The organism is Acinetobacter sp. YH12027, assembly GCF_013420085.1.
GTDB classification, from domain to species: Bacteria; Pseudomonadota; Gammaproteobacteria; order Pseudomonadales; family Moraxellaceae; genus Acinetobacter; species Acinetobacter amyesii.
On the sequence record NZ_VOYW01000009.1, the window covers coordinates 71,042 to 87,435 of the forward strand.

The following is a 16,394-nucleotide window of genomic DNA, read 5'->3' on the forward strand; positions in this document are numbered from 1 at the left end:
TACGATACGTATGTCAAAAATAAAGCTGCTTTCCCCCCACTTTTAAAACCAGATATTGAATGAGAATAAACATGACTAGAATTGCAATATTTCCCCAAGATCGCCATGCCTTGTATGAACAGCATGGTTACTCTGCTGCTATTAAATCGGAAAATTTACTCTTTGTATCAGGCCAGGTCGGTAGCCGTGAAGATGGCAGTCCTGAACCTGATTTTGAGAAACAGGTAAAACTAGCATTCCAGAATCTTAGCCATACTCTCGCTGCGGCAGGCTGTACTTTCGATGAAATTGTCGATGTCACCACCTTCCATACAAACCCTGAACAGCAATTTGAAGTCATCATGAAAGTTAAAAATGAGGTGTTTACACAAAAGCCTTATCCAAACTGGACAGCAATAGGTGTTAATTGGCTTGCAGGTTTTGATTTTGAAATTAAAGTCATTGCTCGGATCCCAAACCTCCCTACAAACACTTCGGTCTAGCGATTGATTTTTAATAGGGATGAACGACGCATGACATCAGTTCAATTGGTTATAATGGTTTACCCTTTTTAAGTTGTACTGTTTATGTCTGAAAAATTGATTAATTCACCTGTAAATCATTGGTGTGAATTTGAGTTCATCTCTAAAACAGTGAAGAATCCTAATATTCACATCAAAGGTAATTATTCATATTATTCTGCATATTGGGATCAGGGTTTTGAGCGCTGTGTGGTGCGTTATTTGCACGACAAACCTGCGACCCCAGAGAGGCCGATAGACCAGCTACATATCGGTAATTTTGTCTGCTTTGGCGCAGAATGCGTGATTATGATGGGCGGTAACCAACTCCACCGAACAGACTGGATTTCAGCATTTCCGTTTGATACACGGAGTTTTGTCCCTGCGGGTGATACAATCATTGGTGATGGCTGCTGGATCGGCTCACGCGCCATGATTATGCAAGGCGTTACACTCGGTGAAGGTGCTGTGGTGGCTACAGGCGCTGTGGTAACTAAAGATGTACCACCTTATGCTGTTGTCGGCGGCGTGCCTGCTCAAATTATTAAATATCGTTTCCCTCTGGAAGATATCGAAAAACTACTTTCACTTAAGCTCTATGATTTAGATGAAAAGCAGTTTTTAAAGATGCGGGAGCAGTTGCAGACAGATGATATTGAAAAATTATTCCTGTACTTCAAATAACCCTGTTTTAATGTATTGCTTCCAAATATCCTTGAAATTCTTTCTATTTATTTTTGTACCAACACAATATTGATTTAAAATCCGACTCATAGCACTCTCTTTTTGTCCTTGTTGACCTTGAGTTTTATAATTATTTTCTAAATATTGAATTGCATCATATATTTCACAGATTATAGAATTTTTGATATTTGTGTGTTCTACAATCTTTTGATTAATAAAATAGCTTTTTGTCATATACATATCATCAGTACCTTCAAAATAATTATATAAATTATGAATTTGCTTTGTAAGATATGGATAAGTCACTTCAAATAACCCATCAAAAATAAATCCACATAAAATTAAATTTAACTTCGGATTATCAGTCCTTAAAAGTGCGTATTGGTTAATTTTTTTTATCAACTCCCTAGAATTATATTTTTTAGTCATTTGAAAATTAATAATCCAAAAATACAACTCGGAATCACCTTCCTTCGTTGAAATTTCCCCAACTCTAAACAGCTGATCTTTTATTATTTTTTCATGTGATACAGAATTATCTAAATTTGGAAATTTAAACGTAAAATCCACAAATTTTTCAAGATAATCTCCATTCATCTCTGAATCATAGCCATAGTATGATTTGACTGATTGTAATAATTGAGGCTTATTCATTACCAAAACAAAAACAATTTTTGGAATATCAAAAAAGTGCTTAATTCTTTCAATTAGACGAATTGCAAAATCAGGACGACATCGATCCAATTCATCAATAATAAAAACTAAAGGTTTATCTAATTTTCCAGCTAATACAGCAAGTTCTTTCTTAAAGTCATGAATTGTTTGTTTCTCAACCTGATGATTCTCAATTTTCTTTTCGATTTTCTCCTTAACTTTTGCAGCTATTTCCTCACTTGCTGTGTCATACAACGCTTTTCCTTCTTCATATACCTCTTTAAATGCTTCTCCAGCTCCACCCAAGCCAATCCAATGCATGCCCGCTTTAGCCGCAATCATTGGTATGACAGCCGCCAACGATATTAATACTGAAGCAGTCTTAGCATTAAAATCTTTAATTTCATCATCATCAATTTCTTCTGACTCTTTAAAAGTTTGACTTATTTCAGCTGCAATCGTTAAAAATGGATCTTCCAAATAATCATTTGCAAACGCATCCAAATAAATCACGTTATGCTGAGTATCATCTAAATGTTTCGCCCAATGACGAACAAACCACGTTTTACCCTCACCCCATCGTGCATCCAAAGCAAGAACAGCACCGCAGTTTAAGCGATCAACATAACTTGTAAGCTGCTCTCCTAAACGACGGCGATGCCAAAGATCACCTTCCCATGCAGTTTCAATATTCTCAAAATTATCTTTAGGCCAGTTTAATTGGTTATCCATCATTTCTATTTATATTCATCAAGTTAACTATGTATTGAGTATAGCAGTAGCGCTATAAATTAACATTTAACCCATGAGCATCTCGTAACTTGTCATAGCCTTTTCCTCAAATTCAGACTATAAAGAACTCATAAAATAAAAAGACCCACTTTTCAGGATGAATGATGACGAGAACCACTCAATTCTCAGGCATATTTATACTTGCCCTGCTGGCAGCAGTCGTCGCAACTTTTTGCGATGCGATTCATGTCTATACAAAAACACTTAGTTATCCCAACCCATTATTTTTCCATCAGGCTTGGTGGGTATTCCCCGGCTTTTTTATTGCCTTTGCTTTCATGGCATTTAGCTATATTCAACTTACACAACTACTTAAACACTATGTGATGACTCAGCTCAGTTGTCATCATGACGGCACTGCGCCCCTCGTCGAGAGCCTAATACTATTTGCCATCGTCTACATACTCAGCAGATTTGGTAATTTTCATCCCGAAGCACTTTGTTGGATTTTTTACCTGAGCTTTTTTATTCGCTGGCTATTTAGCTATGAGCGTACATGGCTACTGATATTGGCCATCATGCTTGCCATTGGTGGCATGTTCTTTGAAGGACTATTGGCTGAGTTTACTTTAGTTAAATATCGCCATGAAGATATTTACAATGTGCCGTATTGGCTCGGTGGCGTATATATGCATGGCGCATTTGCCTTACGTGCAGGTATGCGTCGTTTTGTCTATCGATGATATTTAAGATCTGATGTTACGCCTTTAAAATAATGACGTATTTTTTTAAAAAATGATTTTTAAGCCTATTCGACGGAGTCTTACATCTAGGGTTTAAATAAAGGGATTAGCCTTCAGCTGGAGGTACTCTTACGAAACGTTGTTTCTCATTCGGCAAAATGAGAAGCGTGCTTCGCAAGGAAACCATATTGCGGTGCAATGCACCTCACCGACAAAACTCGTTCACTAACGTCAAATTATTCAAAGTATCGCAAAAAATATTTTTGAATAGATATAGTCTTGTCTCAAACACTTGCGGATGACCTTACCGCGTATCGTTCTTTTATTTGAATCAAATAGCGCTTCTGATATTACTGCTTAACATCAGTTATGATGATAAAACTTTCGATTTTAAAACGTCGAAACAAAAAAAGACCACTCAATCGGAGTGGTCTTTTTTTGAATATGGTGGCTATGACGAGACTTGAACTTGTGACCCCCGCATTATGAGTGCGGTGCTCTAACCAACTGAGCTACATAGCCTTAAACTGTGCGCGCATTATGGAGGGATATTTAAATATCGTCAAGCCCATAATGCGCGTATTTGATCAAAATTTGTTGAAGTGAACCGATAAGCCGGGTTCTGTCGAGGACGATCATTCCTCTAGGCGTACAATCACTCATACGCTCAAGCGACCTACCCGGATCCAGCATGGGCCATGCCTAAAGGATCCCTATTTGGTCTTGCTTCCGGTGGGGTTTACCATGCCGTGAACTGTTACCAGACACGCGGTGCGCTCTTACCGCACCCTTTCACCCTTACCTCCGATTTCGATTGCTCGATACCATAATGAAGGCGGTCTACTCTCTGCTGCACTTTCCGTCGGCTCACACCGCCCAGGCGTTACCTGGCACCTTGCCCTATGAAGCCCGGACTTTCCTCCCCTGCTTTAGTCACGGAGACCTATACACAGCAGCGATCGTCTGGTTCACTTCGGGGCGCATTCTAACAAATCTGACAACTAATTGCTTGATGTTTTTTGAGCAGTTAGTTTTTCGTACTTTTGTTGAAGCTGTTCCTGAGTTTCAGGATGTGCCGGATCCAATGGAATACAATCCACTGGACAGAACAACTGACATTGCGGTTTATCGTGATGCCCAACGCATTCCGTACACAAATCAGGGTTAATCTCATAAATGAGTTCCCCCATGAAAATCGCCTCATTGGGGCATACAGGTTCACAGACATCGCAGTTGATGCATTCATCAGTGATATATAAAGACACTCTACCAACCTTGCTGTTGTTTACGCTTAAAGGCTTCCACGACAGCTTGTGGTACAAACTGAGTGACATCACCATTTAAACGTGCAATTTCACGCACGAGCGTAGATGAAATAAACGAATATTGCTCTGATGGGGTTAAGAACACCGCTTCAAATTTACTGTCCAAACGGCGATTCATATTTGCCAATTGAAATTCATATTCAAAATCTGAAACTGCACGTAACCCACGTAACACGGCTGTTGCTTTTTGCTCGTTAAAGAAATTCACCAACAGCCCATCAAAACCTACAAACTCAACATTTGACAAATGACTTAAAGACTCTTGCGCTAGTGCAACACGCTCTTCCAGACTAAACACAGGGTTTTTGTGATGTCCAATTGCAATTGCCACGACAACTTCGTCAAACATGCGTGATGCACGTGTCACTAAGTCGATATGACCATTAGTAATTGGATCGAATGTGCCCGGATAAATTACACGAGTTTTAGACATCCAGTTGTACTCTGTTATTTTGTAGATGGGTATTTTAACAAAATCTTGATTTATAGGTGAAGTCAGCTTGTAAATTTAAAAACTTCATCTTATTCAAAGTTCGGGTACAATAGTGCTAAGTTTGGAAGTTTTTGATTATGACGAAAGCAGTAGTTAAAAAAAATAGTAGCAGTACGATTGCCCTAAATAAGCGTGCGCGTCACGATTATTTCATTGAAGAAAAATTTGAAGCGGGTCTTTCATTACAAGGCTGGGAAGTCAAATCAATGCGTGCGGGTCGTATGACTATCGTAGAGAGCTATATTACGTTTAAAAATGGTGAAGCATTTTTATTCGGCGCTCAAGTGCAACCTTTACTGAGTGCTTCGACACATGTGGTGCCTGAAGCAACACGTACTCGTAAATTATTGCTGAACCGCCGTGAAATTGAAAAACTACAAGGTGCAATTAACCAAAAAGGTTATTCATGTGTGCCTTTGGCATGTTACTGGAAAGGTCCTCATGCCAAACTTGAAATCGCCCTAGTAAAAGGTAAACAGCTTCACGACAAGCGTGCAACGGAAAAAGACCGTGATTGGCAGCGTGATAAAGCCCGTATTTTTCATAAATAAGTTCAATAAAAAACCTCCATTTTGGAGGTTTTTTTATTGATACATTGCACATTTAGCAGAATTTCAACCCACCAAAACAGTTGGTCCGAACTTCCTGGTTCCCCAAGACTTGATTTTTTAAAGTTAAATTGGCCGCACCAGCATTGCTGAGGTTAATTGAACCGACATTTTTATAAATCGGTAAACCAAATGCAGCACCAACAGCAGAACCTAAGGGAATATAAATCGGTTCATTGGTTAAAATTTGCGATACTTTTTCTGCAACTTGTGGCAAGACGCCTGAAATATCTACTTCAGATGTTGGATTTAATTTACCAATATTGATCGGGTCTTTAAATGACATCCACCAACCTGTACGTGCAATATCATCTGCATTGGCATCTGGCCAACTGATATCTTGAGATTGAAGCGATAAATAACCGGCTGTGCCATTTAATGGAATGTTATGAATCATATTTAAGGCTTGCTCAAAGGTAATGTTCATTTTCAAACCATCAATTGACGAACCTGAATCCATAAAGAACTGCGCCCCTTCTACCCATAACAAATTACGGTCAAGTTTGACCTGTAAACTACCACTATCACGGTTGAGTTGAATCGATGGCACTGTCGCACTGATATTTTTGGCAACGGCTTGAGTTTGTCGTTTTCCGTTGATAGTAATTTCAGGGACGGTAAACGGCACATTCATTGAAGGAATTTTTAAACCCTTACTATTTTCAGGTTGGCTGACAAAGCTACGATCATTGTTCCAAATCGTATTAATCACCAAGTTACCGGATAAAGTCTCGCTACTGCTATCCCCAAAGATCGCTGCTTGGGTCTTTGCTGTCCCTGTAGTCGGTGCAATTTTCATATAACCGCTCAGTGACTTAATCCCGTCTGTCGGCGCACCCGTGTTTTGAATACCAGTGGTCAGTAAACCTGTAATTGATTCAGCACTGACACGGAAGCCTTTAACTTCTCGTAAAGCGGCTTGTTTTGGGTTTTTAATTGCAAATTCAATAAACGGATTTTTCAGTTCGGCACTTGTCGACGCTCGATCACCATTAAAGACGGGATTACCATTGGCATCGGTTGAAGTAGCATTACCACTCAGCGCTAGATGACGAATATCAATATCACAGCCATTTGACCCGTTTACCCCACCACAGCCGAGTTGCAAACTTTTGACATTGACGTTCAGATCCATGACGGCATCTAAACTGAGTTTGTAGAAACCAATATTTTCATCGACCATTTGTTGGTTGACCAAAATAGGATCGGTATAGGACATATTCATCAATGCAGCACCATTGATGGCAGACAATTCTTCATCGGCTAATCCCACCAAGCCTTCTGCTGCAAAAACAACGTCAGAAACACATAAGGTCAATGCCATTGCGACTATTGTTTTTTTTCACGATTATTTAATCCTTTTTAATATTCGTCACTCATCCCGAGTGAAATTTATGAGAAGATTAAATCAATAGCGTTGGCGTAAATGAATAGCAATTTGTGACACACATCACAACTATATTATACAAAATGCCAATTTTCACGAATTTTAGGCCAATAAAAACCCCAGTAACATTTCCATCACTAGGGTTTTCAAAGATTTATAAATGATAGTTCAAACGATTTATTTACAAATTAATTAACTTTATTTAACAACAGCCCCAGATATTCACCAAACCAAATGGCAGTTTCTAAATCACCCGCAGGTGGCGTGACTTCAACAGGCGCATTATCCGATTGTGTCATTAAACCTAAAAAGCTCGACATCCGATTTAAATCTGTTGTGCTTCGTCCAGTTGGCATTAATGGAAGACCGCTCCACAACATGCCGTGCTGCATGGCAAATAAATTGATTTGCTGTAATACCGCCAATTTATCTCCACTTAAGCCGCCACCATTGGTAAAACCTGCGGCTAACTTACCTTGCCATGTCCGTGCTAACCAACGTTTAGATGATTGCTCCATGAATAATTTCATAGCCGCACTCATACTGCCCATATAGGTTGGGCATCCAAAAACGATGGCATCTGCACTGTCCAATACATCCCAATCCACATGCTCTACATTCATGAGATGGACTTTTACACCGGCTTTTTCTGCACCTTGTACAATGAAATTCGCCACTTTGGCAGTGTGTCCATAGGGACTGTGGTAAACAACAGCAAAAGATTTAGCAGTCAAAGACATAACATTTAAAAGTCGATAGATTCAGTCAAGTTTAGCATTTTCAAAGCATAAAGACGAATGTTGCCATACGTCCTGTTTTCGCTTCTCGGCGATAAGAAAAATATTCTTCAGCTTGCAAAAAGGTACATTGGTCGCCACCGGTTACAGCTTTAACCCCATGTAATGCAAGAATATAACGCGCTATCGCATAAAGATCAGCATAATATTTGCCTTCCTTTACACCAGCTTTAAATGCACTTTCAAGTTCTGGGTATTTGGAACAAAAGGCAGCTTTGACTTCTGCGCCAATTTCAAAACTCTCTTGGCAAATGGCTGCCCCCAACCAAGCCCATGTTGGCTGAGTGTGGATGGCTGCAATGGTGTTTTCCACAATACCATTTGCCAAGCCCTTCCAACCTGCATGCAGATTGGCAACTTCAGTCCCGTCAGCATTACCCAAAACCACGGGTAAGCAATCTGCGGTCATCATCATCAGGGCATGGTGTTTAGACTGCGTGACCATACCATCGCCTTCGGGTGCAACAAAGTTGATCTGTTCATCAATGCGATGGCATAGCGTACTGTGCGTTTGGTTCATCCAACTGATTTTATTCACGCCATATTCAGCAAAGTCGTTCAGCAATTGCATCCGGTGCTTTTGCACACGCGCTGCATCATCTCCCACATGCAATGCCAGATTAAATCCTGCCAGTTCAGGTTGTTCAGCGGGTTGCGTCTGATCATGATGAACTCGAGTTTGTCCCACAAAAACACCCTGTGGAAGTCCCTGAACAAATTGCATGTTGCCGTCCTTTTCTATCTATGGCGTGTAAATCAGTTTAAAACTTAATAAGCTTTGTTTTCGCTACGTAAAACTTCAACCAATTGATTAAAGTCTTCAGGCCATGGTGCTTCAAACATCATGTCTTCACCTGTACGTGGATGAACGAGACCCAATTTAACTGCATGTAACGCTTGACGTTTAAAGCCACGTAAAGTGTCATCTAATAACATCGACGCGCCTGCAGGCATACGTACACGTGGTACATACACTTGATCGCCAACGAGACCATGACCGATATAAGTAAAATGCACACGAATTTGATGGGTACGACCCGTTTCTAGACGTGCTTGAACGCGGGTAAAGTTTTGGAAACGTTCTTTCACATTATAGTGAGTCACCGCATCTTTACCGCCCGGCAAGACTGCCATTTTAATGCGATCAACAGGATGACGTTTAATCGGCTCATCCACTGTACCGCCGGCAATAATGTTGCCATATACGATCAAATCGTAAATACGGTAAACCGATTTCTTCGCCAATTGCTTACTTAAAGAAAATTGGGATTCGAGGTTTTTCGCAACTACCAACAGACCTGAGGTGTCTTTATCAATACGATGCACCAAACCTGCACGGGTCAACTCTGAAGATTTTGGGTAGTGATGCAAAATTGCATTCACCAATGTCCCTGTACTGTTTCCAGCGCCCGGATGAACAACCATACCGACAGGTTTATTAATCACCATAATATCGTCATCTTCATAGACAATATTGAGTGGAATATCTTCAGGTAAGCTACGTGTTTGTGCTTCTAACTCGACCTCTAAAGTCAATAACTCTGTGCCTTCGCATTTGTACTTTGGTTTCACAGTGTTACCATTGACCAACAAATGGCCCTCTTTGAGCCACTGTTTTAGCTTTTCGCGAGAAAAATCAGTCCAAACCAGTGCTGAAACCTGATCAATACGTTGTCCTAAATAGCTTTCATCCAATTGAAATTGCAACGATAAACGTGTTGCAGTTGAGTCTGAAGTATGGTTATCTGCATCCTCAGAATCTTCAAGTAAATTGAAATCAGTTTCAGGGAAATTAGAATTGGAAGATTGTGCTTGACTCATTTGCTCATTCAGACAAAAGTGGTTTAATAGTTCAATTGTAGCTCATTGCCCGTATTAACAGAGGAATTTTTATGTCGCTACCAAAATATAAAATGACAATGCTTGCTCTAACAATAGGCATTGCATCGGCAATGGTAGGCTGTAGCAGTAATCCAAAGAAAGAAGTGGTCGACACAGGTCCACAATCAAGCGAACAGATTTATATCGAAAAAGCACAAAAAGCGCTTGAACGTAACCAATATACAGATGCAGCAAAACACCTTGAAGCTCTAGAGACCTATTACCCTACAGGTAACTATGCGCAGCAAGCACAACTTGAACTATTGTATGTAAAGTTTCAGCAAAAAGACTATGAAGGGGCGATTGCACTTGCAGACCGTTTTATTCGTATGAACCCGCAGCATCCGCAAGTTGATTATGCGTACTACGTGCGTGGTGTTTCAAATATGGAGCAAAACTACAATGGTTTGCTTCGCTATACCTCTTTAAAGCAATCACATCGTGATGTGAGCTATCTCAAAGTGGCTTATCAAAACTTTGTCGACTTTATTCGTCGCTATCCATCAAGCGAATATGCAGTCGATGCCGCACAACGTATGAAGTTCATCAGTCAAGAATTGGCTGAAAGCGAAATGAATGCGGCGCGTTTTAATGTAAAACGTAAAGCATGGTTAGCTGCTGTTGAACGTTCACTTTGGGTGATCGAACATTATCCTCAAGCACCACAAGTTCCAGAAGCTCTAGCGACTGTAGCCTATGGTTATGACAAACTTGGTGATAAAACCACGTCTCAGCAATACATAGACGTGCTTAAACTGAACTATCCAAAACTTGTGAAGTCAGACGGTACAGTCAATATGCGTGCTGCACGTAGTGAAGGCAGCTTCCTTAACCGTGCAACCTTAGGTATTTTCGGTAAAGAAGCACAAACGATGTCTGAGCAAACCTCTACAGACGCAGTTGAAACTGATGAAGAAAAGCGTAGTTTAACCAATCGTTTAAGCTTTGGCTTATTGGATCGTCCTCATAGCGAAAAAACTGAGTCGTCAGAATCAGCTGAATAATATAGTCGCAACGAAGGTCGATTTTTCACAAAGGGCAAGTTAGAATACTTGCCCTTTTATCTTTTCAGGATCTACAGATTCGGTTAGATTAAAAGGTATACAATAGTTCGATGGACGATGCTGTACTGCATCTCCCCTGAACGTACAGCATTGCTGATTTCAACATATTTCACGAACTGCCCAAATTCAATAGATAGACAGATAAAACAGCATGGCCATTCCTCAACATACAATTGATCAAATTTTAGATCGCACCGATATTGTCGATGTGATTGGTCAATTTGTGAAATTGAAAAAGACTGGACGCACCTACTCAGGATGCTGCCCATTCCATCAGGAAAAATCGCCATCTTTCCATGTCTATCGCGATAAACAATATTTTCACTGCTTTGGTTGTCAGGCCAATGGTAATGCCATCCGTTTTTTAATGGATATTGGTAGCCGTAACTTTATTGAAGTAATGAAGGATTTATCAAGCCAAACAGGTATTGAACTACCGAAAGACAATAACGATTCCAATAAACTCAAATATAAACGCGAATCTAAACCCAAAGCTGTACAAAAACCTGCAATCGAAACAAAAGCTCTGACGCCCCAAACAGGCGAAACACAGACTGCTCCTGCTGCAGTAAATTTCGAACACGACCCATTTGCTGAGTTTCAAAATAGCGAAGAAGCCTTTTATGGGAGCGATCCGTTTGCTCACTTTGACCAAGTTGCCAATGCTTTTGAAGATGTGCCGCAAGATGGAAACTTATATGACTTGCTGGAAAATGTCGCACAGTTTTATGAACAACAACTTCCGCTCAGTCCAATTGGGCAAGCTTATTTTAAACAACGGGGTCTCAGTGCAGACACCATCGCCTATTGGCGCTTAGGCTATGCCCCTGAAGATTGGCAACATTTAGAAAAAGCCTTTCCACAAGATATCCAAGGACTCAAACTTCTCGGTTTGATTCGAACCAGTGACAGTGGTCGTGACTTTGACCTACTGCGCGAGCGGGTGATTTTCCCGATTCGAGATGCGAAAGGTCGTGTGGTCGGTTTTGGTGGTCGTGCCCTAAATGATGAAATCAAACCGAAATACATCAACTCTCCAGACTCCGAAGTTTTCCATAAAAATCAGTTACTTTATGGTTTATATGAAGGCCGTAAACAAAAAGCCCAAGATTGGTTAATGGTCGAAGGTTATATGGATGTCATTGCCCTACAGCAATATGGCATTCATGGCGCTGTAGCGACTTTAGGGACTGCCAGCAATACTGAACATTTAAACATTTTATTTAAGCAAAATAGCCGCATTACCATTGCATTTGATGGTGATGCCGCAGGTCAAAAAGCAGCTCGACGTACGCTCGAAATTGCACTGCCATTACTGAATGATGGACGTGAACTTAAATTCTTTGTTTTGCCGAATGACCATGACCCAGATTCATTGATCCGTCGTGAAGGTATTGAAAATTTTCGACGGTTACTGCACACCTCACCGCTTCTTTCTGAATTTGTTTTTGCACATTTAACGCAAAATCATGATGTCAGTTCACCTGAAGGTAAAAGTCAGGTGATGGGTGAACTCAGACAGCTCACTGAACTGTTGCCGAAAGGTGGTTCATATCGTTATTTGCTACAACAATATTTCCGTGAAAAATTAGGGTTTAGCCGAAAGTGGCAGCCTCAAGTCAATAATGATGCATCATTGAGCTTTAGTACAAAAATTGATGCTGAAGAATATGTGATTGCGATTTTAATCAATCATCCTTATCTTTACATTCATTTTGAGCCTTTACGCGCCTTAGTTTCACAAGACCTATTGCTTTATCATGTTTTAAATATTTTCAATGTGATTTTTGATGAATTGCCTGATGACCCAGAGTTATCGACCTATTATGTACTCGGTGCTTGTGCAGCACATCATCATGAATTACAACATATTTTAGAGCATGCCAATATCAGCGATTATACGTCATCACCTGAACAAGCAGATAAACTTGCGGCAGATTTATCGACAAAATTGCAATATCAATTCTTACAACTCAAGATCAAGTCGAATAAGTTTTCTAGCCTTGCTGAAATGCGTAATTTAAAACAACGTATTTATGATATTGATAAAAAAAGATCGCTCACACTCCTTGAAGATTAAGTTTTAACTCATGTTACGACCGTAAAAAAATTACGCATTTTTAAAATGATTTTTAATTCTATTCGACGGAGTCCTGCCTCTAGGGATCGAATAAAGGGATTAGCCTTCGGCTGGAGGTACTTTTGTTTCGGCAAAAGTACCCAAAACCATTATCATCCGCAGAACTCGTTCACTAGCGTCAAATTATTGAAAATATCGCAAAAAACATTTTTGATTAGAAGTAGTCCTGTCTCAAACACTTGCGGATGACCTTACCGCGTATCGTTCTTTTATTTGAATCATATGGCGCTTATGATGTTACCTGCTTAACAACAGGTTTTAACTTCAAGTTCAAGCTGTGAACAACATACTATTCAATGAATCAGCTTATTTATTTCTTTGGTTTACGGCGATTTTCAGCAACATTAACTAAATCTTGTTCTAACATTTCAAAATAAGCAGGATCTTCCGCCATCGCAGCATTGCGCAGCACGATAGAAGTTGGATGCAGCAACTTTTGGGTTAAACGATGTGACATTTCTTGCATAATCTTCGCAGCATCTTCACCCTTTTGTAGACGATTCAGGGCTAAAGCCAGCTCTTCTTGACGTAATGACTCCCCATGTTCACGGTATGCATGAATTGTCGAGCCAGCCAAATTCACTTTTTGCTGTGTGATTAAATCTGTCGCAAGCTGATTGACCATCACTTCGGCTTCAACTGCCGCCTGACGACGCTGAGCCAAGTTTTCTTCTATGACTGTTTGCAGATCATCTACACCATATAAATAAACGCCATCTAGACTTTCAACTTTGGCTTCAATATCTCGTGGTACAGCCAAATCAACCAATAGCATTTGTTTATAACGACGTTTTTTCAGTGCTGCTTTGACATCCGCAAAATAAATCACTTGATGCAAGCTTCCGGTACAACTTGAAATTACATCTGCACGATGTAAATTGTCTGCCAAATCTGCAAAATCAATAATTTCAACTTCTACACGATGAGCAATCTCTTGCGATAAAGCTTCGGCACGGGCACGTGTACGGTTACAGATAATAATTCTGCCCACACCCATTTCGGCCAAATGCTTTGCAACCAAGCTATTCATTTCACCAGCAGCAACAATCATCACCGTCAATTTTTCAGGCTGACTAAAGACCTGTAAAGCGAGCTGAGCAACAGCATAGCCCATCGACACCGCATGACTTCCAACGGCTGTTTCAGAACGCACACGTTTTGCCGCATAAAAGGCATATTCAAAAATACGGTTTAAATTTGGGGAAACGGTTTCGGCATCTTTGGCTAAGGACAAAGCCGTTTTGACTTGACCTAAAATTTGAGGCTCACCAAGCATGAGCGAATCCAAGCCGCTAGCCACACGCATGAGGTGTGTCACCGCTTGTGCATTTTCATAACGATACACATGATTTGACAATTGCTTTACATCGATACCATTTGATTGGGCGAGCCAATTCAATACCACGTCTGCATTTTCAGACATCGCATAGACTTCGGTACGATTACATGTAGACACCACCACCATGTCATTGAGTTCAGGCGTATGGCTTTGCTGTTCAAGCAGTGCAGTTAACTTTTCAGGGTTAAATGCAATCTGTTCACGCAGCTCTACAGAAGCGGTTTGATGGTTGACACCCAATGCAAAGAAAGACATATCAGATCATCATTTCGCTAAATTTATGCTATTGTGCAACATCGGTGTCATAAAAAGCATTACTTGGATCAAGAAAAATTGCGTCTAACAAATAGCCGACTGAACGGCCAGACAATAAAGCAGTATTCTACCACATTCTTACTTGTCGGTAGCATGGCTTCTACTGCCCCAATTCGGGCCGTGGGAGAAGTTTACCATGCAAATTCAGGATATGATGCAATTAAACAAAGTATGATTGCGGAATTTGCCTTAGCCTATAACGACATTCCAACCGCGCTTCATAACTACACCGTGCTTGCAATCAAAAGTAAATCCACCATGGTCAAACAACGTGCTTTAAACGTTGCTATTGAGCAAAATGATTTACAAGCAGCCTTAGACATTGCCACACATTGGGTCGTCCAAGAACCTGAAGATGTCCCGGCATTATTTTATTTATCACATATTGCCCTGAAAGCCCATGAATATGAGCTTGCCGCAGAAACACTTGATAAAATTTTAATCATTGACCCGAATGCAGATTTAGAACAAATTTTGGCGGGTATTTCCCCTGAGTCAGAGGAAGATCGTGCTTATCTGATCCAAGCACTGACCGCCAGCAAAGAAAAAACCAATCCCTCTATTTTGGTCTTAGTCGCAGGTTTACAAGCTCAAAATGGTGCCTTTGCTGATGCCTTAGACACCATTAATTTAGCACTGAAAAAACGCCCGAAAGTGACTGGTTATATCTTAATGAAAGCCAATTTACTTATGTCGTTAGGTGATGAAGAAGAAACCTTAAAATGGTTCGAAAAATCCAGCCGTAAACACCGCAACAATATGGAAGTTCGCTTAGCAGAAGCAAAATATTTAATTAAAATCAATCAGTCAGAATTAGGTCTAGAAAAACTCGAAGATATACTAAAGAAATGGCCATCTGCTGAAGAACCGCTATTTATGGCAGGTTTGACCAGTATTGACTTAGAGCTTTATGAAAAAGCCGAAAAGTATTTGGTGGAGTTACGTTATTCGAGCAAATACCAAAATGAAGCGTATTACTATCTCGCAGTAAATGCTGAACGCAAACAGCATTATGAAACGGCAAAAGCCTATTATCGCCTTGTTGATGGCAGTCTTTATACAGTTTCACGGCGCAATATGATCAGCATTTTTAGCCAGCAAAATAAGCTGCATGATGCACTGCGCTTTTTAACTCAAGAGCGGGTTAATTATCCTCAACATGCCAGTTTCTTATATCTTGCTCAGGCAGATATTTTAAAACGCATGAACAATAAAAAAGCAGCAGTCCGTTTGCTTGATGAAGCGGTAAGAAACTTACCTGAAGATCCAGAACTCATTTATGCCGAAGTTCTACTGCTCGACGCCCATCAAGATAAAGATAGACTCGACCAATTACTAAAACAATTACTTGAAATTGAACCCAATAGCCCGACCTATTTAAATGCATATGCCTATACCTTGGCGGTACAAAATAGACGCTTAGATGAAGCCCGAAAATACGTCGAACATGCCTTAGAATATGCTCCTGAGCAGGCCTCAATTTTAGATACGTTCGGTTATATTTGTTATTTGCAAAATGATTTTAGTACATCTGCATCTGTTTTGGCCAAAGCGTATGAACTGAGTAATAGTTTAAAAATTGGCATTCGCTACGCACGATCAGTCTTCATGCAAGGTGATATGAATAAATTTGACGCGTTGTTACAACAACTCCAACAAAAACATCCGAATGATCCGCAATTAGAGCAACTACATTCGTTATTGTTACCCCAACCCATGAAAAAGAGTTAGA

General features: G+C 40.2%; 15 protein-coding genes, 1 tRNA gene and 1 other RNA gene. 7 read left to right on the forward strand and 10 right to left on the reverse strand.

The genetic code is table 11. From position 1 onward, the window contains the following. Positions 1-71: 71 nt before the first annotated feature. Positions 72-482: a RidA family protein gene (locus FTT94_RS04105; protein ID WP_180005422.1), complete on the forward strand. Its 411-nt coding sequence runs from the start codon at positions 72-74 to the stop codon at positions 480-482. A gap of 84 nt (positions 483-566) precedes the next feature. After that, entirely contained in the window at positions 567-1,184 is a 618-nt protein-coding gene (locus FTT94_RS04110; RefSeq protein WP_180005421.1) for a CatB-related O-acetyltransferase, read from the forward strand. Here the strand turns inward: FTT94_RS04110 and FTT94_RS04115 are convergent. After that, a complete protein-coding gene (locus tag FTT94_RS04115; RefSeq protein ID WP_180170283.1) occupies positions 1,164-2,573 on the reverse strand; it encodes a P-loop NTPase fold protein in 1,410 nt (469 codons plus the stop codon). The genes FTT94_RS04110 and FTT94_RS04115 overlap by 21 nt on opposite strands. 161 nt (positions 2,574-2,734) lie before the next feature. Here FTT94_RS04115 and FTT94_RS04120 point away from each other — a divergent pair, with 161 nt between their 5' ends. Continuing rightward, positions 2,735-3,313, forward strand: coding sequence for a hypothetical protein (locus FTT94_RS04120; protein WP_180170284.1), 579 nt, complete (start codon positions 2,735-2,737; stop codon positions 3,311-3,313). Between the two features lie 445 nt (positions 3,314-3,758). Here the strand turns inward: FTT94_RS04120 and FTT94_RS04125 are convergent. The 4 genes from FTT94_RS04125 to coaD all read right to left on the reverse strand — a co-directional run bounded on the left by FTT94_RS04125 (position 3,759) and on the right by coaD (position 5,071). Further along, positions 3,759-3,835: transfer RNA gene (locus tag FTT94_RS04125), tRNA-Met, on the reverse strand. A 73-nt stretch (positions 3,836-3,908) separates the two neighbouring features. Next, an RNA gene (gene rnpB, locus FTT94_RS04130) (RNase P RNA component class A) lies at positions 3,909-4,288 on the reverse strand. Between the two features lie 26 nt (positions 4,289-4,314). Further along, positions 4,315-4,578 carry a YfhL family 4Fe-4S dicluster ferredoxin gene (locus FTT94_RS04135; RefSeq protein ID WP_078191349.1) on the reverse strand — a complete coding sequence of 88 codons (264 nt, stop codon included), beginning with the start codon at positions 4,576-4,578 and terminating at the stop codon, positions 4,315-4,317. Position 4,579: 1 nt separating this feature from the next. Beyond that, positions 4,580-5,071: a pantetheine-phosphate adenylyltransferase gene (coaD, locus tag FTT94_RS04140; protein ID WP_078191350.1), complete on the reverse strand. Its 492-nt coding sequence runs from the start codon at positions 5,069-5,071 to the stop codon at positions 4,580-4,582. A 137-nt stretch (positions 5,072-5,208) separates the two neighbouring features. On the opposite strand from coaD, the gene smpB reads away from it, so the two are divergent. Further along, complete coding sequence (gene smpB / locus FTT94_RS04145; protein WP_078191351.1) at positions 5,209-5,682, forward strand: SsrA-binding protein SmpB; 474 nt, start codon at positions 5,209-5,211, stop codon at positions 5,680-5,682. 52 nt (positions 5,683-5,734) lie between these two features. On the opposite strand, the gene FTT94_RS04150 is transcribed toward smpB, so the two are convergent. The 4 genes from FTT94_RS04150 to rluD all read right to left on the reverse strand — a co-directional run bounded on the left by FTT94_RS04150 (position 5,735) and on the right by rluD (position 9,744). Next, complete coding sequence (locus tag FTT94_RS04150; protein WP_180170285.1) at positions 5,735-7,063, reverse strand: hypothetical protein; 1,329 nt, start codon at positions 7,061-7,063, stop codon at positions 5,735-5,737. 251 nt (positions 7,064-7,314) lie between these two features. After that, the gene (locus tag FTT94_RS04155) at positions 7,315-7,866 is read right to left on the reverse strand and encodes a flavodoxin family protein (protein WP_180170286.1); all 552 of its coding nucleotides are present in this window, start codon (positions 7,864-7,866) and stop codon (positions 7,315-7,317) included. A 40-nt stretch (positions 7,867-7,906) separates the two neighbouring features. Then, positions 7,907-8,647 (reverse strand): peptidoglycan editing factor PgeF, encoded by a 741-nt coding sequence (gene pgeF, locus FTT94_RS04160; protein ID WP_180170287.1) that lies wholly within the window; start codon positions 8,645-8,647, stop codon positions 7,907-7,909. A gap of 44 nt (positions 8,648-8,691) precedes the next feature. Next, on the reverse strand, positions 8,692-9,744 hold the full coding sequence (gene rluD, locus FTT94_RS04165) for a 23S rRNA pseudouridine(1911/1915/1917) synthase RluD (protein WP_180170288.1): 1,053 nt from the start codon (positions 9,742-9,744) through the stop codon (positions 8,692-8,694). A 71-nt stretch (positions 9,745-9,815) separates the two neighbouring features. Here rluD and FTT94_RS04170 point away from each other — a divergent pair, with 71 nt between their 5' ends. Then, positions 9,816-10,808: an outer membrane protein assembly factor BamD gene (locus tag FTT94_RS04170; RefSeq protein WP_078191356.1), complete on the forward strand. Its 993-nt coding sequence runs from the start codon at positions 9,816-9,818 to the stop codon at positions 10,806-10,808. Positions 10,809-11,019: 211 nt separating this feature from the next. Next, on the forward strand, positions 11,020-12,948 hold the full coding sequence (locus FTT94_RS04175) for a DNA primase (protein WP_180170289.1): 1,929 nt from the start codon (positions 11,020-11,022) through the stop codon (positions 12,946-12,948). Positions 12,949-13,318: 370 nt separating this feature from the next. On the opposite strand, the gene hemA is transcribed toward FTT94_RS04175, so the two are convergent. Then, positions 13,319-14,602: a glutamyl-tRNA reductase gene (gene hemA / locus FTT94_RS04180; protein WP_180021950.1), complete on the reverse strand. Its 1,284-nt coding sequence runs from the start codon at positions 14,600-14,602 to the stop codon at positions 13,319-13,321. Positions 14,603-14,680: 78 nt separating this feature from the next. Here hemA and FTT94_RS04185 point away from each other — a divergent pair, with 78 nt between their 5' ends. Continuing rightward, positions 14,681-16,393 carry a hypothetical protein gene (locus tag FTT94_RS04185; protein ID WP_180021951.1) on the forward strand — a complete coding sequence of 571 codons (1,713 nt, stop codon included), beginning with the start codon at positions 14,681-14,683 and terminating at the stop codon, positions 16,391-16,393. Position 16,394: the final 1 nt, after the last annotated feature.

Coding starts and splice junctions, on each gene's coding strand:
- FTT94_RS04105 (WP_180005422.1), top strand. CDS start 72: ATGACTAGAATTGCAATATTTCCCCAAGATCGCCATGCCTTGTATGAA.
- FTT94_RS04110 (WP_180005421.1), top strand. CDS start 567: ATGTCTGAAAAATTGATTAATTCACCTGTAAATCATTGGTGTGAATTT.
- FTT94_RS04115 (WP_180170283.1), bottom strand. CDS start 2,573: ATGATGGATAACCAATTAAACTGGCCTAAAGATAATTTTGAGAATATT.
- FTT94_RS04120 (WP_180170284.1), top strand. CDS start 2,735: ATGACGAGAACCACTCAATTCTCAGGCATATTTATACTTGCCCTGCTG.
- coaD (WP_078191350.1), bottom strand. CDS start 5,071: ATGTCTAAAACTCGTGTAATTTATCCGGGCACATTCGATCCAATTACT.
- smpB (WP_078191351.1), top strand. CDS start 5,209: ATGACGAAAGCAGTAGTTAAAAAAAATAGTAGCAGTACGATTGCCCTA.
- FTT94_RS04150 (WP_180170285.1), bottom strand. CDS start 7,063: ATGGCATTGACCTTATGTGTTTCTGACGTTGTTTTTGCAGCAGAAGGC.
- FTT94_RS04155 (WP_180170286.1), bottom strand. CDS start 7,866: ATGTCTTTGACTGCTAAATCTTTTGCTGTTGTTTACCACAGTCCCTAT.
- pgeF (WP_180170287.1), bottom strand. CDS start 8,647: ATGCAATTTGTTCAGGGACTTCCACAGGGTGTTTTTGTGGGACAAACT.
- rluD (WP_180170288.1), bottom strand. CDS start 9,744: ATGAGTCAAGCACAATCTTCCAATTCTAATTTCCCTGAAACTGATTTC.
- FTT94_RS04170 (WP_078191356.1), top strand. CDS start 9,816: ATGTCGCTACCAAAATATAAAATGACAATGCTTGCTCTAACAATAGGC.
- FTT94_RS04175 (WP_180170289.1), top strand. CDS start 11,020: ATGGCCATTCCTCAACATACAATTGATCAAATTTTAGATCGCACCGAT.
- hemA (WP_180021950.1), bottom strand. CDS start 14,602: ATGTCTTTCTTTGCATTGGGTGTCAACCATCAAACCGCTTCTGTAGAG.